Annotated in this window: 24 protein-coding genes and 2 tRNA genes; 19 read left to right on the forward strand and 7 right to left on the reverse strand. The window is 71.1% G+C overall.

Annotated features, from left to right (window positions below; translation table 11 throughout):
* The first annotated feature begins 71 nt into the window (after window positions 1-71).
* On the forward strand, window positions 72-896 hold the full coding sequence (locus ABB07_RS31505; RefSeq protein ID WP_208901897.1) for a GNAT family N-acetyltransferase: 825 nt from the start codon (window positions 72-74) through the stop codon (window positions 894-896).
* An 84-nt stretch (window positions 897-980) separates the two neighbouring features.
* Here the strand turns inward: ABB07_RS31505 and ABB07_RS31510 are convergent, their stop codons facing one another.
* Complete coding sequence (locus ABB07_RS31510) at window positions 981-1,505, reverse strand: DsbA family protein (RefSeq protein WP_208901898.1); 525 nt, start codon at window positions 1,503-1,505, stop codon at window positions 981-983.
* A gap of 289 nt (window positions 1,506-1,794) precedes the next feature.
* Between ABB07_RS31510 and ABB07_RS31515 the strand changes: the two genes are divergently transcribed.
* Window positions 1,795-2,238, forward strand: a complete 444-nt coding sequence (locus ABB07_RS31515) for a hypothetical protein (protein ID WP_208901899.1) — start codon at window positions 1,795-1,797, stop codon at window positions 2,236-2,238.
* A 218-nt stretch (window positions 2,239-2,456) separates the two neighbouring features.
* Entirely contained in the window at window positions 2,457-2,609 is a 153-nt protein-coding gene (locus ABB07_RS31520; protein ID WP_165289388.1) for a hypothetical protein, read from the forward strand.
* A gap of 126 nt (window positions 2,610-2,735) precedes the next feature.
* On the opposite strand, the gene ABB07_RS31525 is transcribed toward ABB07_RS31520, so the two are convergent.
* Together ABB07_RS31525 and ABB07_RS31530 are read right to left on the reverse strand one after the other, a co-directional pair.
* Window positions 2,736-3,296, reverse strand: a complete 561-nt coding sequence (locus tag ABB07_RS31525) for a CGNR zinc finger domain-containing protein (protein WP_208901900.1) — start codon at window positions 3,294-3,296, stop codon at window positions 2,736-2,738.
* 304 nt (window positions 3,297-3,600) lie between these two features.
* Window positions 3,601-4,014, reverse strand: a complete 414-nt coding sequence (locus ABB07_RS31530) for an SsgA family sporulation/cell division regulator (RefSeq protein WP_004002642.1) — start codon at window positions 4,012-4,014, stop codon at window positions 3,601-3,603.
* Between the two features lie 191 nt (window positions 4,015-4,205).
* Here ABB07_RS31530 and ABB07_RS31535 point away from each other — a divergent pair, with 191 nt between their 5' ends.
* From ABB07_RS31535 to ABB07_RS31575, 9 genes are all read left to right on the forward strand, one after another.
* A complete protein-coding gene (locus ABB07_RS31535) occupies window positions 4,206-4,682 on the forward strand; it encodes a TIGR02611 family protein (protein WP_208901901.1) in 477 nt (158 codons plus the stop codon).
* Between the two features lie 84 nt (window positions 4,683-4,766).
* Window positions 4,767-4,838, forward strand: a tRNA-Val gene (locus ABB07_RS31540).
* Between the two features lie 1,073 nt (window positions 4,839-5,911).
* Window positions 5,912-7,198 (forward strand): ABC transporter substrate-binding protein, encoded by a 1,287-nt coding sequence (locus ABB07_RS31545; protein ID WP_208901902.1) that lies wholly within the window; start codon window positions 5,912-5,914, stop codon window positions 7,196-7,198.
* An 11-nt stretch (window positions 7,199-7,209) separates the two neighbouring features.
* Window positions 7,210-8,169: a carbohydrate ABC transporter permease gene (locus tag ABB07_RS31550; protein WP_208901903.1), complete on the forward strand. Its 960-nt coding sequence runs from the start codon at window positions 7,210-7,212 to the stop codon at window positions 8,167-8,169.
* A complete protein-coding gene (locus ABB07_RS31555; protein WP_208901904.1) occupies window positions 8,166-9,035 on the forward strand; it encodes a carbohydrate ABC transporter permease in 870 nt (289 codons plus the stop codon). The genes ABB07_RS31550 and ABB07_RS31555 overlap by 4 nt, the downstream gene beginning before the upstream one ends.
* Before the next feature lie 10 nt (window positions 9,036-9,045).
* The gene (locus tag ABB07_RS31560) at window positions 9,046-9,636 is read left to right on the forward strand and encodes a hypothetical protein (protein ID WP_208901905.1); all 591 of its coding nucleotides are present in this window, start codon (window positions 9,046-9,048) and stop codon (window positions 9,634-9,636) included.
* Between the two features lie 90 nt (window positions 9,637-9,726).
* A complete protein-coding gene (locus ABB07_RS31565) occupies window positions 9,727-12,465 on the forward strand; it encodes an exo-rhamnogalacturonan lyase family protein (protein WP_208901906.1) in 2,739 nt (912 codons plus the stop codon).
* Window positions 12,466-12,589: 124 nt separating this feature from the next.
* The gene (locus ABB07_RS31570) at window positions 12,590-13,036 is read left to right on the forward strand and encodes an SRPBCC family protein (protein ID WP_208901907.1); all 447 of its coding nucleotides are present in this window, start codon (window positions 12,590-12,592) and stop codon (window positions 13,034-13,036) included.
* 39 nt (window positions 13,037-13,075) lie between these two features.
* Window positions 13,076-13,147: transfer RNA gene (locus ABB07_RS31575), tRNA-Val, on the forward strand.
* A gap of 141 nt (window positions 13,148-13,288) precedes the next feature.
* On the opposite strand, the gene ABB07_RS31580 is transcribed toward ABB07_RS31575, so the two are convergent.
* A complete protein-coding gene (locus ABB07_RS31580; protein ID WP_208901908.1) occupies window positions 13,289-14,014 on the reverse strand; it encodes a 3'-5' exonuclease in 726 nt (241 codons plus the stop codon).
* Between the two features lie 168 nt (window positions 14,015-14,182).
* On the opposite strand from ABB07_RS31580, the gene ABB07_RS31585 reads away from it, so the two are divergent.
* The 3 genes from ABB07_RS31585 (at window position 14,183) to thrS (ending at window position 18,096) form a co-directional block, all read left to right on the forward strand.
* A complete protein-coding gene (locus ABB07_RS31585) occupies window positions 14,183-14,749 on the forward strand; it encodes a DUF4365 domain-containing protein (RefSeq protein ID WP_055708375.1) in 567 nt (188 codons plus the stop codon).
* Window positions 14,746-15,990: a hypothetical protein gene (locus tag ABB07_RS31590; protein WP_208901909.1), complete on the forward strand. Its 1,245-nt coding sequence runs from the start codon at window positions 14,746-14,748 to the stop codon at window positions 15,988-15,990. The genes ABB07_RS31585 and ABB07_RS31590 overlap by 4 nt, the downstream gene beginning before the upstream one ends.
* Window positions 15,991-16,119: 129 nt before the next feature.
* Window positions 16,120-18,096 carry a threonine--tRNA ligase gene (thrS, locus tag ABB07_RS31595; protein ID WP_208901910.1) on the forward strand — a complete coding sequence of 659 codons (1,977 nt, stop codon included), beginning with the start codon at window positions 16,120-16,122 and terminating at the stop codon, window positions 18,094-18,096.
* 37 nt (window positions 18,097-18,133) lie between these two features.
* Here thrS and ABB07_RS31600 read toward each other — a convergent pair whose 3' ends face one another.
* On the reverse strand, window positions 18,134-18,790 hold the full coding sequence (locus ABB07_RS31600) for a potassium channel family protein (RefSeq protein ID WP_208901911.1): 657 nt from the start codon (window positions 18,788-18,790) through the stop codon (window positions 18,134-18,136).
* Between the two features lie 67 nt (window positions 18,791-18,857).
* Here ABB07_RS31600 and ABB07_RS31605 point away from each other — a divergent pair, with 67 nt between their 5' ends.
* Window positions 18,858-19,415 carry an HIT family protein gene (locus tag ABB07_RS31605; RefSeq protein WP_208901912.1) on the forward strand — a complete coding sequence of 186 codons (558 nt, stop codon included), beginning with the start codon at window positions 18,858-18,860 and terminating at the stop codon, window positions 19,413-19,415.
* Between the two features lie 30 nt (window positions 19,416-19,445).
* Here the strand turns inward: ABB07_RS31605 and ABB07_RS31610 are convergent, their stop codons facing one another.
* Together ABB07_RS31610 and ABB07_RS31615 are read right to left on the reverse strand one after the other, a co-directional pair.
* Window positions 19,446-21,092: a hypothetical protein gene (locus ABB07_RS31610; protein WP_208901913.1), complete on the reverse strand. Its 1,647-nt coding sequence runs from the start codon at window positions 21,090-21,092 to the stop codon at window positions 19,446-19,448.
* A gap of 210 nt (window positions 21,093-21,302) precedes the next feature.
* Complete coding sequence (locus ABB07_RS31615; RefSeq protein WP_208901914.1) at window positions 21,303-23,504, reverse strand: elongation factor G-like protein EF-G2; 2,202 nt, start codon at window positions 23,502-23,504, stop codon at window positions 21,303-21,305.
* Between the two features lie 298 nt (window positions 23,505-23,802).
* Here ABB07_RS31615 and pgsA point away from each other — a divergent pair, with 298 nt between their 5' ends.
* Genes pgsA through ABB07_RS31630 form a run of 3 tightly spaced genes read left to right on the forward strand, consistent with a single transcriptional unit; the run spans window position 23,803 to window position 26,536 of the window.
* Window positions 23,803-24,471 carry a phosphatidylinositol phosphate synthase gene (gene pgsA, locus ABB07_RS31620; protein WP_208901915.1) on the forward strand — a complete coding sequence of 223 codons (669 nt, stop codon included), beginning with the start codon at window positions 23,803-23,805 and terminating at the stop codon, window positions 24,469-24,471.
* Window positions 24,468-25,376, forward strand: coding sequence for a phosphatidylinositol mannoside acyltransferase (locus ABB07_RS31625; RefSeq protein ID WP_208901916.1), 909 nt, complete (start codon window positions 24,468-24,470; stop codon window positions 25,374-25,376). Before pgsA ends, ABB07_RS31625 begins: the two co-directional genes overlap by 4 nt.
* Window positions 25,373-26,536: a glycosyltransferase family 4 protein gene (locus ABB07_RS31630; protein ID WP_208901917.1), complete on the forward strand. Its 1,164-nt coding sequence runs from the start codon at window positions 25,373-25,375 to the stop codon at window positions 26,534-26,536. The genes ABB07_RS31625 and ABB07_RS31630 overlap by 4 nt, the downstream gene beginning before the upstream one ends.
* Window positions 26,537-26,731: the final 195 nt, after the last annotated feature.

Below are 26,731 nucleotides of genomic sequence, written 5' to 3' on the forward strand. Positions count from 1 at the left end.
CCGGGGGACGGGCCGACGACGGTGCGGAAAACCGGCTGACTCGGTGGTCGGCTCCGGGTAGAACACCTGTGATGACCACGACCCTGCGGCCGGTCGAGCCGCTCCAGCAGCACCCCGACGGCACCCGTTCCCGCCGCTACCAGGTGTGCGTGAACAGCCGTCCCGTCGGCGAGATCCACCTCGGCACCTCGCCGTCCCTCGGCGACTCGGTGGCCCGCGTCATCGACCTGCGGATAGCCGAGCCCGACCGGCGGCGCGGCCGGGGGACGGTGGCCGCCCTCGCCGCCGAGGAGGTGGCGCGCGGCTGGGGCTGCCGGCAGATCGAGACCCTCGTCCCCGCCTCGGCCGGCATTGCCCTGCGGCTGTTCGGCGCCCTCGGCTACACCCCGCGCAACCGCGGCATGGAGAAACGCCTCGGCACCACCCCGCCCGACCTGCCGGCGGGCAGCAGCGCGCGGCCCATGACCGGGGCCGACTTCGACGCGTGGTACGCGCACGAGAGCGAGCGGTACGCGCGCGCGTGGATCGCGCGCGGCGTGCCCGAGGCAACGGCCCGCGCCAAGGCCCGCGGCGACCACGAGAGGCTGCTGCCGCACGGTCTCGCGACCGACGGCATGATCTTCAGCGTCCTGGAGCACGAAGGGGCCAGGGTGGGCACGCTGTGGGTGGCCCTTCAGGACACCAAGGCGTACGTGTTCGACGTCGAGACCGACGCGGACCGGCGCGGCCGGGGACACGGCCGCACCCTCATGCTGCTCGCCGAGCGCCAGGCGATCGAGGCCGGCCGGCCGGTGCTCGGCCTCAATGTGTTCGCGGGCAACACCCCGGCCGAGCGGCTGTACGAGTCGCTCGGCTACGAGACGACGACCCACTCCCTCGCCAAGCCCCTGCTCTAGGCTCCGGCCGGGATCTGCGGTGCGTCCTGCGTGCGTGCTGCGGTGGTACTGCGGTGCGCCCTGAGGCGCTTCCCGAGGCGCGGCTCAGGCCTCCTGGCCGCCCAGCAGCCGGTCGGCGATCTCCTCGATGCGCGCCCGCAGCCCCTCCTGGCTCTTGCCGCCGTCGAGGCGCTCACCGCCGATGACGTACGTCGGCGTGCCGGTCACCCCGATCGCCTTGCCCTCGGCCTGGTCGGCGTCCACGATCAGGATGTGCCGGCCGTCGATCAGCGCCGTGTCGAACTCCTCGGCGTCCAGGCCCAGTTCACGGGCCACCTCCACCAGGAAGGGCTCGCCCGCGCGGTCCAGCTCCTCGACCCGTTCCAGCACGGCCTCCACGTACGGCCAGCCCTTGCCCTGCACCAGCGCCTCCTCGGCGGCCTGCGCGGCGGCGAAGGCGTGCTTGTGCTTCTCCAGCGGGAAGTGCCGCAGCCGCAGCTCGAGACGGTCGCCGTAGCGGGCGCGCAGGGCCCGGACGTCGTCCAGGGCGGTGCGGCAGTCGGGGCACTGCAGCTCGCACCAGACGTCGAGGACCGGGGCATCGGTGCGTGCGGGGGAGGAGTCGCTCATGCCGACCAGTCTCGCAGGCCGGACGCGGGCGACCCAATCGGGACGGTACGGCCGCCGCGCGGCACCGCGATACCGCGACCGTGCGGCCCCGGGACGCCACGGCCGTACGGCACCGCAGCGGCACTCCAGTAGGAGACGACCCGGAGTTGTCCCTGATGTCCGCCGCGGGCGTGGCATCGCGGGGACGGGGCGGGGCAGGATGGAGGTGGACGGAGGCCGCGCGCCGTGCCGGTGCGCCGCGTCCGCCGAGCATCGCCCACCACCCGACCGAGCCCGCCAGGAGGACCGGATGATTGCCGAGACCGTCTGCTCCGCCGTGTCCGCGGCGGGCCTGGGCATCGCGGTGGTCACGGCCTACCGCAGGCGTTTCCTCGCGGCGACCCGCATCGCCGCCTACTCGCTGGTGCCGGTCGGCCTGGTGATGACCGGGGTCGTCGGCTGGCTCGCCGACACCGCCTTCAGCCCCACCGCCTGGGCGGGCTTCGGGGTGCTGGGCGCGGCCTGGCTCCTGTTCGCGGGCACCCGGGCGGTCGAGCGCCGGCGCGGCGGCACCCGCGCCGAGCGCAAGGCGGCTCGCGGCGACCGCTCCGAGGCCGTGGCCCCGGCGGCCTCCGCGCCGTCCCTGGGCCCGGGCACCCGGCCCGCGACCGGCCCCGCCACCACCCCGCGCGCCAAGGGGTCCACCGACGACTTCAGCGACATCGAGGCCATCCTCAAGAAGCACGGCATATGACCGACCGCATGACGCGGTGGGGCGCTCCGCCCCAGCCGGTCGGCGCTGCCGCACCGGCCCCCGCCGGACCGAATCGACACAGAGCGTCGCGCGGACGTCCGGAACCGTTCACAACCCGAAGCAAGTCGGGCGAGACGGCGCGTTATGCGGCAACTCCCGCATAACGCGGGTGTGTTGATCGCGTACGGGGTCCGTTCTGCGCCATGATCTGCGGCGAGATGCTGGACACGAGACAGAGCGAGGCCGCGCCGCCGAAGGACGAGCCGCGCGGGTGCCTCTTCGCCCTATCCCAGCCACCGCTGATGATCTTCCTTGCGGTGATCGGGTGTCTGCTGCTCATGGCTGCGCTGCACGACCTGCTGTTGCTGTGAGCCGTACACGTCCGTCCCGGCGCCACCCGCCGGGACCGACGTCGCTCCGGCTCCGGTGCGACCAGCGTCAACGCACCCGCATGCGGCGCACGACAAGAACCCCCGCGGCGCTTCTTCGCGCGTCCGTCACCCCGTCGCTTCCTTGCGGCGTGCCCGGTACGCGGCCACGTGCAGTCGGTTTCCGCAGGTGCGGCTGTCGCAGTAGCGGCGCGAGCGGTTGCGGGAGAGGTCGACGAAGGCGCGCCGACAGTCCGGTGCCTCGCAGCGCCGCAGTCGCTCCCGCTCCCCGGCCACCACGAAGAAGGCCAGCGCCATCCCGCAGTCGGCGGCGAGATGGTCGGCCACGGAGGCGCCGGGTGCGAAATAGTGCACATGCCAGTCGTAGCCGTCGTGGTCGGTCAGGCGCGGGGTGGTGCCCGCCGCGGCGACCAGTTCATTGATCAGCCCCGCTGCGGCGCGGGCGTCCGGCGCCGCGAAGATCGCCGCGAACCGCCCCCGGACCCTGCGCACCGCCGAGAGATCGAACTCCGACAGCACACCGACATCGCTGATCTTGTGGTTCCGTACGAAATCCGCGAGCGCCGGGACATCGGGCAGTCCGTCGGCCGCCGCGTCGTCCTCCGGCGCGGTGTTCACCAGATCCACCACGGTGTCGAGGGCGCACCGGGTGTCGTGGGTGATCAGCACGTTTCGCTCCCTGGCCTGAGGGTCGGGCGGACGCCCGCCGATGCTGGCCGATGGTAGCGACTACCCCGCCCACCGCACCGGCCCGCGCCCGACCTCGACTGCCCGTAGAACGCCTCCGCGCCCGAGCTGGTTCCCGCTCGCGCAGGCCGCCTGCGCGGACGGGCCCGCGGCGGATCGCAGGCACAGACCGGCGCCGTCGCGCGTGAATCGCTCACGGTGACGGCGCCGGGCTGTGCCGTATGCGGTTGTCTTGGCCCGAGCCGTCTCCCCGAGTGGACGGCGCCGGGCTGCTTTCGGCCGCGACCTAGCTCTCCGCCAGGATGTGCGAGAGCTCCTGATCCAGATCGAAGTGCCGGTGCTCCGTGCCGGGCGGCACGGCGGCGTCGGTCCGCTTCAGGAAGGACTCCAGAGCCCGCGCCGGGGCCTCGAGCAGGGCCTCCCCCTCCGGGGAGCTGAGGGCGATGCACACGACGCCCTGACCGTGGCTGCGCGACGGCCAGACACGGACGTCGCCGGTTCCGGTGGGCCGATGGAGCCCCTCGGCGAGGAGGTCGCGGGCGAACACCCACTCGACGGTCTCCTCGGCTCCGGTGTGGAAGGTGGCGTGCACGGCGTAGGGGTCGGCCGTGTCGTACCGCAGGCCTGCGGGGACAGGCAGGGAGGACTCGCTCGACACAACGAGGCGCAGGTGCAGCTCGCAGCTGACCGTGGTGTTCATAAGCGCCAGGGCCTTTCGCTCAGTGTGCGCTCGGGGATTCGCACGTCGGCGAAATCGACATGCCACCTACGATGCCGTTGTAAACCCCTCTGAGGGTTTTGCGTGTCTTTACGTAACTCTTCCGGCCGAGAACTCGTACGGGATCTACGACCATTCCGGTGACTGGATTCACTCCGGTAGGGTTTGTCTGTATGAATACGGGGAGTGACGAGCCGGGCGAGGTCGTCGTGGTGGCGGACAAGGCGAGGACGGACCGGCAGGAACCCGGGCAGAACGTCGGGCACGACACCGGTGACGGCCTCGGTTCCCGGGCGCCGGAATTCGTCAAGGCGCGCCGGCTGCTGCATTTGAGCTGGCAGGTCGGCGTCTTCGTGGTCGGCCTCGGGGTCGTCGTCGCCGGCGTCGTCATGCTGCCGCTGCCGGGACCCGGCTGGGTGGTGATCTTCGGCGGCATGGCGATCTGGGCGACCGAGTTCGTCTGGGCGCAGCTCGTGCTCCGCTGGACGAAACGCAAGGTCACCGAGGCGGCCCAACGGGCCCTCGATCCCAGGGTGCGCCGGCGCAACATCGCGCTGACGGTGATCGGGCTGGTGGTCGTGGCCGTGCTCGCCGGGATCTACGTGTGGAAGTTCGGCCTCGTCATGCCGTGGAAGATCAAGAGTCAGTGACCCGGCGCCTCCGCCTGGTCGTCCGCCGCCCCGGTCCGTGGTCGGAAGCACCCCCTGACATGGGGTAATGTTCTTCCTGCGCCCGGGCGATTAGCTCAGTGGGAGAGCGCTTCGTTCACACCGAAGAGGTCACTGGTTCGAACCCAGTATCGCCCACCCGGACCGACGGCCCACCTGCGAAAAAGCAGGTGGGCCGTCGCCGTATGCGTTCCGCACCGGCCCACCGCACCCCCTCCGGCCGACTCCGGCACCGAACACCGGCTGCGGTCCACTGCGGGGTGCCGGCGCCGAGCAGCGGTTCAGGTGTCCTACGGGACTCGGCGGCGAGCAGCAGCTCCTGGCGTGCGGCGGGACCTCGGCGGCGCGTGGTCGATCCAGGCGCCCTGCGCGCCGTTTCGGCGGCGGAGGCGGCTCCAGGGCCGCGGCGCGGGTCTCGATGCCGACAGGCGGCTCGTGGGCTCCTGCGGAAGTGCTGCAAGCACCACGGGCCTCGACCCGCCGCCGCAGGACGCCAACGGCCCGGGTCTACCGCTCGCACGCTTCCCCGTACTGCACGCTTGCTCCCACCGAGCCCAGCGCGAGCAGCCAGTCGGCCGACGTTTTGCCGAACCGGCAACGTCCCGCGTGGTCACCGGCACGGCCGCCCGATCGCGGTACGTAGCCACCAGCCGTCCGCCGCCACCCTTCCCGCATCACCAGTCCCTCGCCGCTCCGCCCGCGACCAGCAGTGAAGCCGCAACAACCCCGCAGGCCAACGGCTCGACAGATCGACAAACCGACAGAAGCGACAGAACCTGCAGAACGGGTCCGAGGCGTGAGCGTGACGGAGGCTGCGGGCTTTCGGCGCGCGTGGGGCGGCGCGCTGTCGTCTTCTCGGCGCGGGTCGGTTCGAGTGCCGGTCCCGTACCGCTGCGGACACTTCCTCCAGCAGGAGCACCCGAAGGAGACGAACCGGATCCCGACCGACTGACTCACCGCCCTGCCCGGCTGCGACGACCCCGACCACCTCCGTTCACCCTGTCCGCCCCACCTCACCCGCTCACCTGCAGAAACACGCACCGCGACAGTCGCAGGAGCGGCAGCCGGCCCGGCGCCGGACCCGTGCCGTCCGCAAGAAATTCCTGTCCGACTCATTGACGCACCCCGGACCCCTCCGTAACTTGTGCCAGCAAGCGCTTACTTGAAACGATTCATGACGACGGCGACGACGCTGCGGGGAGGGCCCCACCATGGGAACCAGCAGGAATCCGGAGAGGCGTACGATCCTGAAGGCCGCCGGGGCCTCGGCGGCCGCGCTAGGGCTCGCCGCGACGACCGGGTGCGGGGGCGGAAGCGGTTCCGGGGACGGGACGGTGACGATCCGTTACTCGTGGTGGGGTGCGGAGGAGCGGGCCAAGAAGATCAACCGGACCATCGCCCTCTTCGAGAAGAAGTACCCGAAGATCAAGGTCAAGACCGACTTCCAGACGTACGCGTCCTTCTGGGAGAAGTTCCAGACCCAGGCCGCCGGCGGAAATCCCCCGGATGTTTTCCAAAATGCCGTCACCTTTCTCCGGAAGTACGACAAGCGCGGAATTCTGCTCGACCTCAAGTCCCAGGTGCAAGCAGGTAATCTGACTCTGAATCACTTCCGGGAGGGTGTGACGAAGGTCGGCGAGGTCGACGGAAAGCAGCTCGGAATTCCCGTCGGTTCCAACACCATGGCGCTCGTCGTCGACAAGAAGGTGTTCCAGAAGGCCGGCGTCGAGCCGCACCCGGGATGGACCTGGGACGACTACTTCAAGGCCCTGAAGACCATCCACGACAGGACGAGGGTCCCCGGGGACACCGGCTACTTCACCATCATGTACCTCTACGACCTGTACCTCCGCCAGAACGGCAAGGCGTTCTACACCAAGGACGGACTCGGCTTCGACAAGGCCGATCTGACGGAGTGGTGGACCGACGGCTACAACCGCGTGAAGGCGGGCATCGTCACCGACCCGAAGGTCGTCCAGCAGGACAGCCCCAAGTCCTCCCTCTCCGCCGGCCACGGCGCCTCCGAGTTCACCTGGGACAACTTCACCATCCGCTACTCCGCCGAGGGCAACAGCACCTACGGCCTCGCGCCCATCCCCACCACGGACGGCAAGCACACCGGCCAGTACCTCGCCTCCCTGATGCTCAGCGCCTCCGCCCGCACCTCCCACCCCAAGGAGGTCGCCCGGTTCATCGACTTCATGGTCCACGACCCCGAGGTGGGCAGGATCATGGGTTACGACCGGGGCATTCTCGCCGGCACCGAACAGTACGAGGCGTACAAGCCGACCGACGCGGTGAACAAGGAGATCGCGCAGTACGAGGCCGACACCGCCAAGGCGGGCGTGCTCGGCGCGATCACCCCGCACCCCTCCGGTGCCGACACCATCGAGGCCTCCTTCCTGCGCATCGGAGGCGACCTCGGACAGGGCAAGACGAAGGTCACGGACGCGGTGAAGCAGTTCTTCACCGAGGCCGAGGCCGCCTTCCAGGCCTGATGGGAACCGCCGTGACGCTCGTCAAGGACTCCCTGCCCGCGACCCGCAGGGCACGCTCGGCCGCCACCGCCGCCCCGGGGCGGCCGGGCCGCCGGCGCGAGAACCTCGCCGGTTACCTCTTCATGTCCCCGTGGATCGCCGGCTTCCTGCTGCTGACCGCCGGCCCCATGGTCGCCTCGCTGTACTTCGCGTTCACCGACTACAACCTCTTCAACACCCCGAAGTGGGTCGGGCTCGACAACTTCACCAAGATGTTCGACGACCCCCGCTGGCAGAAGTCGGTGGAGGTCACCGCCAAGTACGTGATCATCGGCACCCCGCTGAAGCTGCTGCTCGCCCTCGGGGTCGCCCTGCTGCTGGCACAGAGCCGCCGTGGCCAGGCCTTCTACCGGGCCGCCTTCTACGCCCCCTCGCTGATCGGCGCGAGCGTCTCCGTCGGCTTCGTCTGGCGGTCGCTGTTCTCCGACGGCGCGATCGTGGACCGCACCCAGTCCTTCTTCGGCCGGCACGTCGGCGGCTGGGTCGGCAACGCCGACTGGGTGCTGTACTGCCTGGTCGCGCTGACGGTGTGGCAGTTCGGCGCGCCGATGGTCATCTTCCTGGCGGGCCTGAAGCAGGTGCCGAAGGAACTGTACGAGGCCGCCGAGATGGATGGCGCGGGCCCGCTCCGGCGGTTCTGGAGCATCACCCTGCCGATGATCTCCCCGGTGCTGTTCTTCAACGTGCTGCTGGAGACCATCCACTCCTTCCAGATCTTCGGCTCGGCCTACGTCGTCTCCAACACCTCCTGCGGCCCGGCCGACGCCACGCTCGTCTACACCTGCTACCTGTACCAGCAGGGCTTCAAGAACGCCCAGATGGGCTTTGCCTCCGCCATGGCCTGGATGCTGCTGCTCGCCGTGGCCCTGGTGACGGCCGTCCTCTTCTGGTCCCAGAAGAAGTGGGTGCACTACGAGGAGGACGCCCGATGAGCGCCACCACCACGAAACCGGTCCTCACCCGCCGGCGCACCGGCTCCCTCGCCTGGCACCTCGGCGCCCTGCTGATCCTCGCCGTCATCCTCTACCCGGTGATCTGGGTCATCGGCGCCTCGTTCAAGCCCGGCAAGGACATCATCAACAGCCTCACCCTGGTCCCGTCCCACCCGATCCTGTCCAACTTCAAGGGCCTCGCCGACGGCATAGCGGATGTCAGCGTCTGGACGTTCTTCCGGAACTCCCTCTTCTACGCCCTCGGTGCCGTCGTCGGCGTGCTGATCTCCTGCTCGCTGACCGCGTACGCGTTCGCCCGCATCAGGTTCGCCGGGCGCAACCTGCTCTTCTCGCTCATGATCGGTACGCTCCTGCTGCCGTACCACGTGCTGCTGATCCCGCAGTACGTGATGTTCCAGAAGCTCGGCTGGATCAACACCTACACCCCGCTGCTGATCGGCAAGTACCTCGCCGTCGACGCCTTCTTCGTCTTCCTGATGGTGCAGTTCATGCGGAACCTGCCCCGCGAACTGGACGAGGCCGCCCGCCTCGACGGCTGCGGGCATCTGCGCATCTACTGGTCGATCGTGCTGCCGCTGTGCCGGCCCGCGCTCATCACCAGCGCGATCTTCACCTTCATCAACGCCTGGAACGACTTCATGGGCCCGCTGATCTACCTCAACGAGCCCGGCAAGTACACGGTCTCCCTGGGCCTGATGATGTTCCGCGACTCCGACGGCGTGGCCGCCAACTACGGCGGCATGATCGCGATGTCCCTGGTCGCGCTGCTGCCCGTGCTGCTGTTCTTCCTCGCCTTCCAGCGGTATCTGATCGACGGCATGGCGACCTCCGGACTGAAGGGCTGAGGCGACCGGCATGGCCGAAGCACGTGTGAAGGCACGCAAGGAGTCCGTTCTCGCCCAGCGGTTCGCCGTCTTCGCCGAGTGCCTGCTGACCGGCGTGTGGATCGCGGTGGCCTCCCTCGGAGTCGTCACCTGTCCGGCCGCCTTCGCCGCCGGCGCCCGGCATCTGCGCCGCCGTACGGGCGATCACGGAGGCGGCTGGCGGGAGTTCGCCGCCGACGTCCGGGCCGCCCTGCGCGGAGGCTGGGCGGTGGGCCTCGCCGGCTGGATCCTGGCGGCGCTGGCCCGGGTGGACGTCCAGGCCGTACGCGCCGGGCTGCCCGGCGGGCCGCTGGTGGGGGCCGTGGGGCTGTTCGCGCTGATCGGGCTCGCCGTGGCCGGGCTGCGCGCGGCGGCCGTCTGGGCGCCGGGGGAGCGCTGGCGGGTGCTGCTCGCCGCGGCCGGGCGCCGTACCGTACGCGACCCCGCCGGATCCTTCCTGCTGGTCGGCGGCGCGGTCCTCACCGTCTGCTCCGCCCTGCTCATCGCCCCGCTGGCGGTGCCCGTGCTCGGGGCCGTCGCGGCGGCGGCCGTCGCCGTGGAGGAGCGGTACCGGCGCCGCTGACCGCTCCCAAGGCCGGTGCCGTGGGCGCCGTACCTCACCCTGTCATGCCTCTGACCAGCCAGCTGTCCATCCCCGTACGGAAGGAAAGGCATGTCTCCCATCCCGCGCAGATCCCTGCTCAAGGCGGCCGCCACGGTCGGCGCCGCCACCCGGTTCAGCTGGGCGCTCGGGGCACACGACGCGCAGGCCGCGCCCGCCGCCGCGGCCGGCGGCGCCGAGCCCGTCACCCTGGACTGGCTGGAGGACGGCGGCCTCGGCGCGGCGCCCGGCTCCACCGTCGGCGTGCCCTGGCCCATGGGCGTCCACCAGGACGACCAGACCTTCGCGCTCACCGACGCTGGCGGCAAGGACGTACCCGTACAGAGCTGGCCGCTCGCCTACTGGCCCGACGGCTCCCTCAAGTGGACCGCCCACGCGGTGAGTTCGGGCAGCGGGAAGCTGACCCTCACCGCCGGGACGCCCGCCGCACCCGGCCAGGAGGTCACCGTCGACGCCGGCGGCGGCACCATCGACGTCTCCACCGGCGTCATCACCGCGAGGATCGGCAAGAACGGCACCACCCTGATCAAGTCCGTCACCCGCGGCTCGACCGAGATCGCGAAGAACGGCCGGCTCGTCCTCATCCGGCAGCCCGAGATCGAGGACGGAGACCAGGGCACCGTGAAGACCGAGCGGTTCGACGGCGCTCTCGACGAGGTGACCGTCGAACAGGACGGCCCGGTCCGCGCGGTCGTCCGCGTCGACGGCAAGCACCGCAGGGGCGACCGCGGTTGGCTGCCCTTCTCGCTCCGCCTGTACTTCTACGCGGGCGCCGACTCCTTCCGCATGGTGCACACCATCACCTACGACGGCACCCAGGAGCCCGGCAAGGCGAGCGGTGACTTCATCCGCGGACTCGGCGTCCGCTTCACCGTGCCGATGCGCGACGCGGCGTACGACCGGCACATCCGCCTCGGCGGCGAGGGCACCGGTCTGCTGCGCGAGGCCGTCCAGGGCATCACCGGACTGCGCCGCGACCCGGGCGCCGCCGTGCAGTCGGCCCAGTACGAGGGCAGGAAGCTGCCCGACCCCGCCACCTGGGACCAGCGGGTCACCACCCGCCTGCGGTACATTCCGCACTGGGGCGACTACACCCTCTCCCAGCTCTCCGCCGACGGCTTCACCGTGCGCAAGCGCACCAAGCAGGGCCACGGCTGGATCGCCGCGGGCGGCGGCAGGCGGGCCTCCGGCTTCGGCTACGTCGGCGGCGCGAGCGGCGGACTCTCCTTCGGGCTGCGCGACTTCTGGGAGAAGTTCCCCGCCCAGCTCGACATCCGCGACGCCGACACCGACGAGGCCACCGTCACCCTCTGGCTCTGGTCGCCCGAGGCCCAGCCGATGGACCTGCGCTTCTACCACGACGGCATGGGCCAGGACACCTACGCCGAGCAGCTCGAAGGCCTCAACATCACCTACGAGGACTACGAGCCCGAGTTCGGCACCCCCTACGGCATCGCCCGGACCTCCGAACTCCTCTTCTGGGCCAACGACTCCACACCCGACGCCGACACCCTCGCCGGGCAGCTCCAGGCGGTTCGGGTGCTGCCCCAGCTCGCCGCCCCGCCCGGGCAGCTCATCAAGGCCAAGGTCTTCGGCCCCGGCCTGTTCTCCGAGCCGGACCGCTCCACCCCGGCCAAGGCGAAGATCGAGGACCACCTCGACTTCCTCTTCACCTACTACAAGGACCAGGTGGAACAACGCCGTTGGTACGGCTTCTGGGACTACGGCGACTTCATGCACACCTACGACACCGTGCGCCACCAGTGGCGGTACGACGTCGGCGGCTACGCCTGGGACAACTCCGAGCTCTCCCCGGACCTGTGGCTCTGGTACGCGTACCTGAGAAGCGGCCGCAGCGACCTGTTCCGCTTCGCCGAGGCGCTCACCCGGCACACCGGCGAGGTCGACGTCTACCACCTCGGCAAGTGGGCGGGCCTCGGCACCCGGCACGGTGTGCAGCACTTCGGCGACAGCGCCAAACAGCAGCGCATCGCCAACACCACCTACCGCCGCTTCTACTACTTCCTCACCGCCGACGAACGCGTGGGCGACCTCATGCACGCCAACGTCGACTCCGACGAGACCTTCCTCGTCCTCGACCCCCAGCGCAAGGTCCGCACCGACCCCTACACCCCCGACCGGCACGCCCTGTCGATCGGCTTCGGCACGGACTGGAGCGGCCTGGTGTCGGCCTGGCTGACCGAGTGGGAGCGCAAGGGCCCCAAGTGGGAGAAGGCCAGGGCACGTGTGCTGTCCACCATGGAGGGCATCGCCGCCCAGCCCAACGGCTTCGTCCAGGGCAGCGGGCTGTATGACCTGGACACCGGCAGGTTCGCCGTCGCCGACCAGCCGGTGGTCTCCGTCTCCCACCTCTCGGCGGTCTTCGGCCTCAACGAGCTGGCCGCCGAGCTGATCCACCTGGTCGACATGCCCGCGTTCACGTCGGCCTACCTGGACTACTGCCGCTACTTCAACGCCACCAAGGCCGAACAGAAGGCCCGTTACGGCTCCGACTTCGGCACCCTGCTGCTCTTCCAGGGCCACTCGCGCCTCGACGCCTACGCCGCCGTACAGACCGGTGACGCCACGCTCGCCGAGCGCGCCTGGGCCAAGTTCTACGGCTCGGACGGCTACACCGAGTCCTCGCCGTGGAGGACGGAGAAACTGACCGGACCGGCCACCCTGGTCGAGGGCAGCGAGGCGAGCTGGGTGTCCAGCAACGACACCGCGCTCTACGGCCTCGCGGCCATCGAGAACCTGGCGCTGCTCGGCGACAGGATGCCGGGATAGCGGCGAAGGGGGAGCGCCGTCGCACGGGCGGCGGCGCTCCCCCACCGAGTCTGGCCCGGCGCACGGCGCGGCGCATGAGTATGCGTACTCAGACGCGCGCACCCATCCGGGGCAGACTCTGCCCATGGACTGGACCCACTACCGTTTCCGCAGCCTGTGGTCCCTGCCGGCACCGCCCGCCGCCGTGTACGCGGTGCTGGAGCGGCCCGAGGACTATCCGGGCTGGTGGCCGCAGGTCCGCTCGGTGACGAGGCTGGACGCGGACACGGGTGTGATCACCATCCGCTCCCTCCTGCCCTACGACATGACCTTCACCGCACGGCAGGTCCGCAGCGACCGAACCGCCGGTGTGCTGGAGGTCACTCTCTCCGGTGACATCGAGGGCTGGGCGCGCTGGACGGTCACCGCCCGGGGCGCCGGCACGCTCGCCCGCTACGACCAGGACGTGCGCGTGCACAAGCCCCTGCTCCGCCGGTTCGCCGTACCCGGCCGCCCGGTCTTCCGCGCCAACCACCGCCTGATGATGCGGTCCGGACGGCGCGGACTGCTGCGCAGGCTGGAAGCGGTTTGAAGGATAGGCGCCGGGGCCTGTATTGTTCACTGCGTTCCCGGGCGATTAGCTCAGTGGGAGAGCGCTTCGTTCACACCGAAGAGGTCACTGGTTCGAACCCAGTATCGCCCACGTTCGCGAGAGCGACGTGTGTCCGCAAAAAGCGCGGACCACGTCGCTCTCGTCGTGTTCTGCGCGGCTTCGCCGCGCGAAGTGGGGGCTCCGCCACCCACACCCCCGTCCCCGGCGCCGCAGTCGGCCGGAGCCACAGGGTCACGCCGCCGCCGGCAGCTCCGGCCTGAGGGGCCAGTCCGTGCTGACGATCTCCTCCGAGCCGCTGCGCGCGAACCAGGCCTGCAGCCCGCGGGCCTGCGCCGCGTGCCATCCCGTCTGGAGGGTGTGCAGCTCGGCGGGGGACAGGCGCTCGAGGCGGGTCGCGAAACGGCGGCCCAGAGCCCGTACGACGTCCAGCGCGGCCAGTGCGTCGGCCGCGGCGTCGTGCGCGCCCTGCAGCGTGACGCCGTAGTGCTCGCACAGGTCCGTCAGGGTGCGGCGGCCCTTGCGGTAGCGGTCCAGGTGTTTGTCCAGCACGCGCGGGTCCAGCACCCTGAGCGGCGTCGACTCGAACCAGCGGTCCAGCGACGACGCCCGGTGCCGGCGCAACTCCCGGTCCAGCAGGGTGAGATCGAAGGGCGCGTTCATCACCACCAGCGGGCGGCCCATCGCCGCGTGCTCCGCCAGCTGCTCGGCTATCTCGTACATCACCGGCGCCGGCCAGCGGCCGTTGTGCTGCAGGTGCTCCTCGGTCAGCCCGTGCACCGCCGTGGCCTCGGCGGGCACCGGCACCCCCGGGTTCACCAGCCAGCGGGTGACCCGCGGCCGGGTCCCCGGCGCGTCCTGGACGACGACGGCGGCCGACACGATCCGGTCGGTCTCGACGTCCACGCCCGTCGTCTCCGTGTCGAAGGCGGCCAGCGGCCCCTCGTACCAGTACGTCATCCCAACCCAACTCCTCGTTCACCCAGGGCAGGTGACGTTCCGTCTTCTGCCCGTTTGGTGATACCCGGGCTGTTTGCGGCGTACGCCGGGAGGAGACAACAGGAGTACGGGTCTTTGCAGTTCAGCGGCCCTCAGCGGGGAAACACTTGGCTTGGAAGGCTGTTGGTCATGGCCATTGCGCAGCCCGAGCGGGGCGGGCTGCTGCCCGATCGCACGGGCCCCCTCCGCGGCACGCTCGCCACCACCGCCTGCATGGAGACACTGCAGGTCGGCTATCTGCACGCGGTCGCCGCCGCGGCCGGCTGCTCGCTGTCCCAGCCCTTCCCGGACAACGGCATCGACTGGCACGTCAGCCACAGCGCGCCCGGACACACCGTCGACGACGAGGTGACCATCAAGGTGCAGCTCAAGGCCACGTACCAGGTCGCGCCGAACCCTCCGGGCCGCACCTTCTCCTTCACCCTCGACAACGACCATCTGCGCAAGCTCGCCCGCACACCCGTCTCGGTGCACAAGATCCTGGTCGTCATGCTCGTCCCGCGCTCGCAGGACGACTGGCTGCGCGCCAGCCACGACCGGCTCGACCTCAGGCACTGCTGCTACTGGGTCAACCTGGCCGGCCACCCCATCACCGGCCGGCACCGGACCACCGTGCGGATACCGACCACACGCATCTTCGACGACCGGGCGCTCTGCGAGATCATGACGCGGGTCGGGACGGGAGGCAGGCCATGAGGAGCCGTCCGTACGAGGAGCTGCCGCGCCAGGTCCGGCCGCATCCCGACGACCTTCCCTGGAACCGGCCCCCGGAGCCCGCCGAGGTCGACCCCGCCGTGCTCGGCGCCCTGCTGCACCGGCACGGCTGGCAGCGGCGCGGCGGAGCCCCCGGGCGCTACGGCCGCTGGACCCCGCCGGGGCCGGGCGGCGGCGGGACCAGCCTGCTGGTGCCGGAGAGCCGGGCCTTCCCGGACAGCGACGACCTGCTCGGCGAGGCCCTGGACGCCCTCGCCCGCAGCGGGACGCCCGCCGCCCGCGAGGTGCTGATCTCCCTCGCCGTGCCCAGTGACGAGATCCGCTGGTGGCGCGACACCCCGAGCGGGCCCGTCGGCGCCGCGCCCTGGACGGCCGACGAGCAACTGCGCGGCGCCGCCCGGCAGATGCTGCTCGCCGCCGCCCTCGCCACACGTGCGCGTGCCGGGTACTACGGTGCCCGCCACCGCCGCTCCGCCGCCGCCCTCCTGCAGGACGTCCTGGTCGGCCCCGCCGCCGAGGGCCGCCACCTTACCGCCTTCGTGCCCGTGCCCACCGGCCGCCCGCTCGCCGTCCGCCTCCACCAGGCCCTGTACGCCGCCCGCGAGGCGGTCGACTACCGGCGGGCCACCGGCGGCATGGACGCCTTCGACGGGGCGGTGCAGGCGGGGGTCAGCCGCGAGCTGACCGAGGCGCTGGCCGCGCTCGTGCGGGGCACCGAGGGGGCCAGGATCGCCGTCGCCTGGGCGCCCGGCTCCGGCGTGCCCGAGGGCTGCGCCCCCTCCGCCGAACCCGTCGAGTTCTCACCCGGCGACCTGCCCGCGCTGCGCGAGGCCGCCGCCCGCTATCTGCGCGACGAACCCTCCGTTGCGGTCCGTGTCACCGGCGCCGTCATCCGCATGCGCCGCTCCGGACCCGGCGGCGAGGGCACCGTGCGGCTGCGCGTCCTGTCCGGCGCCGACGTACCCCACGTCCGCGTCACCCTGGACGAGGAGGACTACCGCATCGCCGGCCACGCCCACCTCGTCGGCCTCCCGGTGCGGGTGCACGGCCGGCTGGAGCGGCGCGGCGGCTTCCGCCGGCTCACCGGCGCCTCCGGTGTCGTACCCGTGCAGGTGGACGAGGGCGAACGGGACAGGCTGATGAAGTCCCTGCAGGAGAACCTCGACTTCTTCGAGGAGGCCTGCGGCGACCGGGAGGCAGGAGAGTACGGGGACGAGGACTGAGGGAGTAGGGGAGCGGGGAGCGGGGACCGAGGGTGACCGTTTCGCGGTCGGCGCCGTCGGGTCGGTACGATCGCCTGTGCGCGCGCTCCTGGTATGGCGCCGCACCCCACCTTCAGTCAGGAGAGACCGGTGTCAGACGTCCGTGTGATCATCCAACGCGATTCCGAGCGGGAAGAACGCGTGGTGACGACGGGCACTACGGCCGCCGACCTCTTCGCGGGCGAGCGCTCGATCATCGCCGCGCGCGTGGCCGGCGAGCTGAAGGACCTGGCGTACGAGCTTGCCGACGGTGACGAGGTCGAGGGCGTCGAGATCTCGTCCGAGGACGGCCTGAACATCCTGCGCCACTCCACCGCGCACGTCATGGCGCAGGCCGTGCAGGAGCTGTTCCCCGAGGCCAAGCTGGGCATCGGCCCGCCCGTCAAGGACGGCTTCTACTACGACTTCGACGTCGAGAAGCCGTTCACGCCCGAGGATCTCAAGGCCATCGAGAAGAAGATGCAGGAGATCCAGAAGCGCGGGCAGCGCTTCTCCCGCCGCGTCGTCACCGACGAGGCGGCCCGCGAGGAGCTGGCGGACGAGCCGTACAAGCTGGAGCTGATCGGCCTCAAGGGCTCGGCGTCGCACGACGACGGCGCGGACGTCGAGGTCGGCGCCGGCGAGCTGACGATCTACGACAACCTGGACGCCAAGACCGGCGAGCTGTGCTGGAAGGACCTCTGCCGCGGTCCGCACCTGCCCTCGACCCGCCTCATCCCGGCGTTCAAGCTGATGCGCAACGCGGCCGCCTACTGGCGCGGCAGCGAGAAGAACCCGATGCTGCAGCGCATCTACGGCACCGCCTGGCCGTCCAAGGACGAGCTGAAGGGGTACCTGGACTTCCTCGCCGAGGCCGAGAAGCGCGACCACCGCAAGCTCGGCACCGAGCTGGACCTGTTCTCCATCCCGGAGCAGATCGGCTCCGGCCTCGCCGTCTTCCACCCCAAGGGCGGCATCGTCCGCCGGGTCATGGAGGACTACTCGCGGCGCCGCCACGAGGAAGAGGGCTACGAGTTCGTCTACACCCCGCACGCCACGAAAGGGAAGCTCTTCGAGACGTCCGGGCACCTGGACTGGTACGCCGAGGGCATGTACCCGCCCATGCAGCTCGACGAGGGCGTGGACTACTACCTCAAGCCCATGAACTGCCCGATGCACAACCTGATCTTCGACGCGCGCGGCCGCTCCTACCGCGAACTGCCGCTGCGCCTCTTCGAGTTCGGGACCGTGTACCGGTACGAGAAGTCGGGCGTCGTGCACGGCCTCACCCGCGCCCGCGGGTTCACGCAGGACGACGCGCACATCTACTGCACCCGTGAGCAGATGTCCGAGGAACTGGACAAGACGCTCACCTTCGTCCTCGGCCTGCTGCGCGACTACGGCCTGACCGACTTCTACCTGGAGCTGTCCACCAAGGACCCGGAGAAGTTCGTCGGCTCCGACGAGGTCTGGGAGGAGGCGACCGAGACGCTGCGCCAGGTCGCCGAGAAGCAGGGCCTGCCCCTCGTGCCCGACCCGGGCGGCGCCGCCTTCTACGGCCCGAAGATCTCCGTCCAGGCCAAGGACGCGATCGGCCGCACCTGGCAGATGTCGACCATCCAGCTCGACTTCAACCTGCCCGAGCGGTTCAACCTGGAGTACACCGGTCCCGACGGCTCCAAGCAGCGCCCGGTCATGATCCACCGCGCGCTGTTCGGCTCCATCGAGCGGTTCTTCGCCGTCCTGCTGGAGCACTACGCGGGTGCCTTCCCGGCGTGGCTGGCCCCGGTCCAGGCGCTGGGCATCCCGATCGGCGACGCGCACGTGGAGTACCTGGAGAAGTTCGCGGCGGCGGCCCGGAAGAAGGGCCTGCGCGTCGAGGTGGACTCCTCCTCGGACCGCATGCAGAAGAAGATCCGCAACGCCCAGAAGCAGAAGGTGCCGTTCATGGTCATCGCGGGCGACGAGGACATGTCGAACGGCTCGGTGTCCTTCCGCTACCGCGACGGCTCCCAGGAGAACGGCATCCCGTTCGACACGGCCATCGCGAAGATCGCGCAGGTCGTCGAGGAGCGGGCCCAGGTCTGATCCGGCGCCCGCTCGCGTAAGCAGGCCCCCGGGAGGTTCAGCGTCCCGGGGGCCGCTCGTCGCCCTCGCGCGAGAAGGTCTGCATCAGCCAGGACGAGAACGAGCCCGTCACCGCGCCCAGCAGGGCGAGGCCGCCGATCATCATCCCGGTGGCGATCACCCGGCCCATCGGGGTGACCGGGGTGATGTCCCCGTAGCCGACCGTGGTGAGGGTCGACGCGGCCCACCACACGGCGTCCCCGTACGTGCGCATGGTGGCGCCGGGCGCCCCGCGTTCCGCCTGGTAGACCGCGAGGGCACCGGAGAAACCGAGGAGCACGGTGGACAGGCCGGCGTAGGAGATCACCCGCGCGTGCAGCGTCAGCCGGGGCTCCCCGGCCTTGCGCTGGACGGCGTCGTACAGCGGAACGATCCGCAGGGGACGCAGCAGCGGCAGGACGACCACCACGGTGTGCAGCAGGTGTGTGGTGACGAACCGCAGACCCTGCCCGCTGAGCCGCCAGCGCACCGCGTAGTCCGCGGCGAACACCAGCCAGAGGGCGAACATCACGGACAGGCACACGACATGCCAGAAGGCGGGCATGCCCGTGGCCAGGACATGCGTGGCATACGCGGCCAGGAAGACCAGCGATGCCACGAAGAGCGGGATCTCGGTGCGCTGCGTCCAGCGCACCGCACGGCTGTCGTCGTCCACCGGCCCAGCTTGGCCGGTGGCCTTCCTCCCGCCGCCCCGGCGACACGCCGCGAACGGGCGAAGCCATATGCTGCCTAGCATGACGAGTGAGCCGGAGCAGCAGATCGGAGTGGGGACGCAGGACGCGTTCCAGCGCCTGTGGACGCCCCACCGGATGGCCTACATCCAGGGCGAGGGCAAGCCGAGCGGTCCCGGGGCCGACGACGGCTGTCCCTTCTGCACCATCCCGGCCAAGTCCGACGAGGACGGACTGATCGTCCGGCGCGGCGAGCACGTGTACGCCGTCCTCAACCTCTATCCGTACAACGGCGGGCATCTGATGACCGTCCCCTACCGCCATGTCGCCGACTACACGGAGCTGACCGGTCCGGAGACCGCGGAACTCGCCGAGCTGACCAAGCAGGCGATGACGGCCCTGCGCACCGCGTCCGGCGCGCACGGCTTCAACATCGGCATGAACCAGGGCACCGTCGCGGGCGCCGGCATCGCCGCCCACCTGCACCAGCACATCGTCCCGCGCTGGGGCGGCGACACGAACTTCATGCCGGTGGTCGGCCACACGAAGGTGCTGCCGCAGCTGCTGGCGGACACCAGGAAGATGCTGGCGGAGGCCTGGCCGGCGTAGCCGCAGGGTGCCCTCTGCCGAGGGCACCGCTCACGCGTCGTACAGGTCGGCCTTCCTCGGCGTGGGGTCCTGCACCAAGCCGCTGAGGACGCCCGACCGGGTGCCGAACTTCTCCGTGTCCACGCCGTTCTCCTCCAGCACCCTGAGCGCCGCCGAGTGCACCACCCGCAGCACCGGCGTGGCCGCGCGCAGCGCGTCGTCGGCCATGAAGCGGTGCCGCCAGGGCTGGTCCGCCCAGGCGTGCCGCAGACCGAACGGCTCGGGCAGGACGAGCGAGCCGCCGAGCCAGTTGAGCAGCGGCGGGTACCAGCTCAGCGGGGCGCGGGTGGCGAGCCGGACCACCTCGTCCGTGGTGACCAGCGGCAGCATGATCTTCCTGGTCTCCCAGGGCTTGAGCGACTTGGAGACCTCCTTGCTCGGCGGCTCCGGCTTGGAGGTGAACAGAGAGTTCACCGGTCCCAGCGCGTGCCCGGTCACCTCGATGCGCAGCGTCTCGTGCAGCACCGTCACCGTGATCAGCATGGTGAGGACCAGCTGCCCGTCCCACAGCGTCCACTGCACGCCCAGGTAGTGCCGGTCGCCGCTGCCGAACTGCTGCTTGTTGCAGATCTCCTGTATCGCGTGCGGCTTGACCTGGAAGGCCTCGACGTCGGTGCCCTCGGGCCGGGCCACCTCCGTGGCCTTCTCGCCGATCGGCGTGACGATCCAGTGCTTGATGGACGGCTTGGGGAAACCGCCGGTGTTCAGCGGGCCGCGCTCCAGCAGGGCGAGCTGGTCGTGGATCGCGCGGATGACGTCCCAGCTGCGGAAGGGGTGGATCTCCCGGGTCGGGTCGGCGGGCTCCAGATCCTCGGCGAGCTGCCAGGATCCCCAGCGGGTGCCCATGCCGAGTATGCCCTTGGGGCCGGCGTAGAAGACCGAGTTGGACTGCTGCTCGGCGGTCAGCCGGGCCAGCGACTGGCGCAGCTCCTCGGCCGCGGTCTGGCCGGGCCCCCGCGGCACCGCCTCGGGCACCTTGGCGCCGACGCTGGTGCCCGACAGCAGGCCGCCCCAGCGGGCCCGCAGGTCCTTGGCCGTGCGCTCGCAGATCTGCTTGGCCCAGAACCAGCCGAGCACGGGGAGCACGACGCACGCCCGTGCGTACCACGCCCAGAAGCCGCTGAACGGCATCTTGATCAGGAACAGCGCGGCGAGCAGACCCACGCCCAGCAGCAGGGCCGTGCCGAGTGCGCCCGCCCGCCTGTCCTCGCGCCTGGCGACGAACGTGCGCAGCTGGAAGACGAGCAGCCAGGCGATCAGCCCGGGCAGGAAGAGCACCCCGCACAGGACCGTCACGGCGGTCAGGCGGTTGTCGCGCTCCCGGCGGATGTTGTTGGCCGCGAGGCAGTGCTCGACGACGAACTGCGGCTCGGAGCCGAAGGACTGGATGAGCGGCTTGCGGTCGGGAGCCAGCATCCGGGCGACCACGGCCCGCGAGAACGCCTCACCGAGATTGGGCCTCAGCAGGGCGATCCTGCCGGGCTTGAGGGTCGACTCGTGCCACTCGTTGTCCGCCTTCTTGATCTCCTCCAGCGGGCTGTCCCGGTACGCCGCCGAGGCCAGCGCCGAGGTCGCCGCCTGACCCTCGTCACCAGAGACGGGCACCTGGGGTCCGTCCCACTCCGTTCCCAACGACATTCCCGCCCCCATCGCCGCCGGTGTCGCTTCTGCGGCCTTCCCGACTTCCTCGCTCCGCACACCTGTTGAACAGGCCGACGCGCCGAATACCCGTCACAACCGGACGACTGCGGCACGACGCGATCAGGTGATCAGCGTATCCGCCGCCACCGACAACCGGCGGGCGGACGGCCGAAGCCGCCCGCCCGCGCACCTGCTCACGGTGCCGAACTACGCGTTCTCACCCGCCTGTTCGCGGATCCGCTCGGCGATCTGCGGCGGCATCGGCTCGTGCCGGGCGTAGGAGCGGTCGAACCGCGCCGTGCCGTGCGACAGCGAGCGCAGGTCGACGGCGTACCGGCCGATCTCGAACTCGGGCACCTCCGCCTTGATCACGGTCCGCCCGGAACCCACCTGCTCGGTGCCGAGCACCCGGCCGCGCCGGCTGGACAGGTCGCTCATGACGGCGCCCACATAGTCGTCGCCGACCAGCACCGACACCTCGGCCACCGGCTCCAGCAGATGGATCCGCGCGCCCGCCGCCGCCTCGCGCAGCGCGAGCGCGCCCGCGGTCTGGAAGGCGGCGTCGGAGGAGTCCACCGAGTGCGCCTTGCCGTCCAGCAGCGTGACCCGCACGTCCACCAGCGGGTATCCCGCGGCGACGCCCTTGGCGGCCTGCGCCCGTACGCCCTTCTCCACGGACGGGATGAACTGCCGCGGTACGGCACCCCCGACCACCTTGTCCACGAACTCGATGCCCGAACCGCCGGGCAGCGGCTCCACCTCGATCTCGCAGATGGCGTACTGCCCGTGCCCGCCGGACTGCTTCACATGCCGCCCTCGCCCGCCGGCCCGGCCGGCGAACGTCTCCCGCAGGGAGACCTTGTGCGGGACGACGTCGACCTGGACGCCGTAGCGGCTGCGCAGCCGCTCCAGGGCGACGTCCGCGTGGGCCTCGCCCAGGCACCACAGGACCACCTGGTGGGTGTCCTGGTTCTGCTCCAGACGCATGGTCGGATCCTCGGCCACCAGCCGGGCCAGGCCCTGCGAGAGCTTGTCCTCGTCGGCCTTGCTGTGCGCCTGGATGGCGATCGGCAGCAGCGGGTCCGGCATCCGCCAGGGCTCCATCAGCAGCGGGTCGTCCTTCGCGGAGAGCGTGTCCCCGGTCTCGGCCCGGCCGAGCTTGGCCACGCACACCAGATCACCGGCGACGGCGTGCGTCACCGGGCGCTGCTGCTTGCCGAAGGGCATGGACAGGGCGCCGACCTTCTCGTCGACGTCGTGGTCCTCGTGGCCGCGGTCGGCCAGCCCGTGCCCGGAGACGTGCACCGTCTGGTCGGGGCGCAGGGTGCCGGAGAAGACGCGCACCAGGGAGACCCGGCCGACGTAGGGGTCGGAGGAGGTCTTGACGACCTCGGCGACCAGCGGGCCGCCGGTGTCGCACGGCTTCAGCTCGCGCGGCTTGCCGTCGATGGTGGTGACCTCGGGCAGCGGGTGCTCGAACGGGGTCGGGAACCCGCCCGTGACCAGCTCCAGCAGCTCGACCGTGCCGAGCCCCTGTTTGGCGCCCTCGGCGGCGGGGGCGGCCGCCAGGACGGGGAAGAACGAGCCGCGGGCGACGGCCCGCTCCAGGTCCTGGATCAGCGTTCCGACGTCGACCTGCTCACCGCCGAGATAGCGGTCCATGAGGGTCTCGTCCTCGCTCTCGGCGATGATCCCCTCGATGAGCCGGTTGCGGGCCTCCTCGATGTCCGGCAGCTGGTCCTCGCCGGGCTCGGACTCCTTGCGCTCCCCGGTCGAGTAGTCGAACAGCTTCTGCGACAGCAGCCCGATCAGCCCCGTCACGGGCGCGTGCCCGTCGGGACCCTCGGGCCCGCGCAGCGGCAGATACAGCGGCAGCACCGCGTCGGGGTCGTCGCCGCCGAAGGCCTCCGCGCAGATCCGGGTCATCTCCTCGAAGTCCGCGCGCGCCGCCTCCAGATGTGTGATCACGATCGCGCGGGGCATGCCGACGGCCGCGCACTCCTCCCACACCATGCGGGTGGAGCCGTCCACACCGTCCGAGGCCGAGACGACGAAGAGGGCCGCGTCCGCGGCGCGCAGACCGGCCCTGAGTTCCCCGACGAAGTCGGCGTATCCGGGGGTGTCGAGCAGGTTGATCTTGATGCCGTCCCATTCGACCGGCACCAGGGACAGCTGTACGGAACGCTGCTGCCGGTGCTCGATCTCGTCGTAGTCCGAGACGGTGCCGCCGTCCTCCTTCCGGCCCGCCCGGTTCACCGCCCCCGCGGCCAGCGCGAGGGCCTCCACCAGAGTCGTCTTGCCCGAACCGGAGTGGCCGACCAGCACCACGTTCCGTACGGATGCGGGCTGGTCGGCCTCCAGAGCCCTGCCGGCGGCCCCGGGGTGGTGCGTCTGAGTCTTGTCGCCCATGATCCTGCCTCCCGTGCACGGTGAGGTCATGTGTGGGCGCGGACACGCGGGACCCGCGTGCACTGGCGGCTCCGGCGACGCCCGCGGTTATTCGAGCTTTCCACTCCCGTCACGCCGCGTCCATACGAACGACAGCCGCGGCCGCCGATCGCGCCGCCGCGCGCCCCGCGCACGGCGGCGCGCACCGGTTCCGGCCACGGGCCGCGGGTGCCCGCCCGCCACGCGTACGCGCGCGTGGCTACGATGGGCCAGCCGGAGGCCACCAGGGGCCGCGGCGACACCGACCGTCGGGAAGGCCATGCTGAACAAGTACGCGCGTGCATTCTTCACGCGTGTCCTCACACCGTTCGCCGCGTTTCTCATCCGCCGGGGCGTGAGCCCCGACACGGTCACGCTCATCGGCACGGCCGGTGTGGTCGCGGGCGCGCTGGTCTTCTACCCCCGGGGCGAGTTCTTCTGGGGCACGGTCGTGATCACCCTGTTCGTCTTCTCCGACCTGGTCGACGGCAACATGGCCCGCCAGCTGGGCCGCTCCAGCCGCTGGGGCGCCTTCCTGGACTCCACCCTCGACCGGGTCGCCGACGGCGCGATCTTCGGCGGCTTCGCGCTCTGGTACGCCGGCCACGGGAACGACAACGCGCTGTGCGCCGTCTCGATCTTCTGCCTGGCCAGCGGCCAGGTGGTGTCGTACACCAAGGCGCGCGGCGAGTCGATCGGGCTGCCGGTCGCCGTCAACGGCCTCGTCGAACGCGCCGAACGGCTGGTGATCTCGCTGGTCGCGGCCGGCTTCGCGGGCCTGCACAAGTTCGGCGTTCCCGGCATCCAGTGGCTGCTGCCGATCGCCCTGTGGATCGTGGCCGTCGGCAGCCTCGTCACGCTGGTCCAGCGGGTCGTCACCGTCCGCCGCGAGTCCGCCGAGGCCGAGGCCGAAGCGGCCCGGCAGAGCCCCAGTGAGGCCGCGAAGTGAGCGCCGGGGAACGGCTCACCGACGCGCTGTACGGGCTCGGCTGGAGCACCGTCAAGAAGCTCCCGGAACCCGTCGCGGTCCGTCTCGGGCAGACCATCGCCGACCTCACCTGGAAACAGCGCGGCAAGGGCGTACAGCGCCTGGAATCCAACTACGCGCGCGTGCTGCCCGACGCCGGCCCGGAGCGGCTGCGCGAGCTGTCCCGAGCGGGCATGCGCTCGTACCTGCGCTACTGGATGGAGTCCTTCCGGCTGCCCGCCTGGAGCCGCGAGCGCGTGAAGTCGGGCTTCGACCCCAAGGACATACATTTCCTGACCGACGGGCTGGCCGCCGGCCAGGGCGTGGTCCTCGCGCTCCCGCACATGGCCAACTACGACCTGGCCGGCGCCTGGGTCACCACCAAGCTCCGGACGCCGTTCACGACGGTCGCCGAGCGCCTGAAGCCCGAGACCCTGTACGACCGGTTCGTCGCCTACCGGGAGGGCCTCGGCATGGAGGTCCTGCCGCACAGCGGCGGCTCCGCCTTCGGCACCCTGGCCCGCAGGCTGCGCGACGGCGGACTGGTCTGCCTGGTCGCCGACCGGGACCTGTCCGCCTCCGGCGTCGAGGTCGACTTCTTCGGCGAGAAGACCCGGATGCCCGCGGGCCCGGCCCTGCTCGCCCAGCAGACCGGCGCCCTGCTGCTCCCGGTCACGCTCTGGTACGACGACTCGCCCGTCATGCAGGGCCGTGTGCATCCCCCGGTCGAGGTACCCGAGTCAGGTGACCGGGCCGAGAAGACGTCTGTCATGACACAGGCGCTGGCCGACGCCTTCGCCACCGGGATCGCCGACCATCCGGAGGACTGGCACATGCTGCAGCGGCTGTGGCTCGCCGACCTCGACCCCGCGAAGGGACCCTCGTGAGAATCGGGATCGTCTGCCCGTACTCCTGGGACGTGCCCGGTGGCGTCCAGTTCCACATCCGCGACCTCGCCGAGTACTTCCTCCGCCTCGGCCACGACGTGTCCGTCCTGGCCCCGGCCGACGACGACACCCCGCTGCCGCCGTACGTCGTCTCGGCCGGCCGCGCGGTCCCGGTGCCGTACAACGGCTCGGTGGCCCGCCTCAACTTCGGCTTCCTGTCGGCCGCGCGGGTGCGGCGCTGGCTGCACGAGGGCGCCTTCGACGTGGTCCACATCCACGAGCCGACCTCGCCCTCGCTGGGCCTGCTGACCTGCTGGGCGGCCTCCGGCCCGATCGTGGCCACCTTCCACACCTCCAACCCCCGCTCGCGCGCCATGATCGCCGCGTACTCCATCCTGCAGGCGGCCCTGGAGAAGATCAGCGCCCGGATCGCGGTCAGCGAGTACGCCCGCCGGACGCTGGTCGAACACCTCGGCGGGGACGCGGTGGTCATCCCCAACGGCGTCGACGTGGACTTCTTCGCCAAGGCCGACCCGAACCCGGAGTGGCAGGGCGACACCATCGGGTTCATCGGCCGCATCGACGAGCCCCGCAAGGGCCTGCCGGTCCTGATGAAGGCCCTGCCGAAGATCCTGGACGCCCGCCCGCAGACGCGTCTCCTGGTCGCCGGCCGGGGCGACGAGGAGGCGGCCGTCGAGGACCTGCCGAAGGAGCTGCGCTCACGCGTGGAGTTCCTCGGCATGATCAGCGATGAGGACAAGGCGCGCTTCCTGCGCAGCGTCGACCTGTACGTCGCGCCCAACACCGGCGGCGAGAGCTTCGGCATCATCCTGGTCGAGGCGATGTCCGCGGGCGCGCCCGTGCTCGCCTCCGACCTGGACGCCTTCGTGCAGGTCCTCGACCAGGGTGAGGCGGGCGAGGTCTTCGCCAACGAGGACGCCGACGCGCTCGCCGAGGCCGCCGTACGACTCCTGGCGGACCCGGCCCGCCGCACCGAACTGCGCGAACGCGGCAGCGCCCATGTGCGGCGGTTCGACTGGTCGACGGTCGGCGCCGACATCTTGTCCGTCTACGAGACCGTGACCGCCGGCGCGGCAGCGGTCGCGGCGGACGAACGGACGACGGGCCTGCGGGCCCGGTTCGGGCTCGCCCGGGACTGAGTCCGCGGCGCGGGGCGGCAGGCCCGTGGCTCGGGCTGTGGGCGCGGGGGGTGGGCCGGGGGTGGGCCTCTTCGGGACCGAGCCGCAGCTTCGGCCCACGGGCCTCTCCGGGACCGGGCCGCAGCCTCGGCCCACGGGCCTCTCCCGCGCACCGCAGGTGCGGAGCCGCGATCAGCCCGACCGGGCCCGCGGCGC

Origin of the sequence: Streptomyces incarnatus, from assembly GCF_001027185.1 — a bacterium.
Classification (GTDB): Bacteria; Actinomycetota; Actinomycetes; order Streptomycetales; family Streptomycetaceae; genus Streptomyces; species Streptomyces puniciscabiei.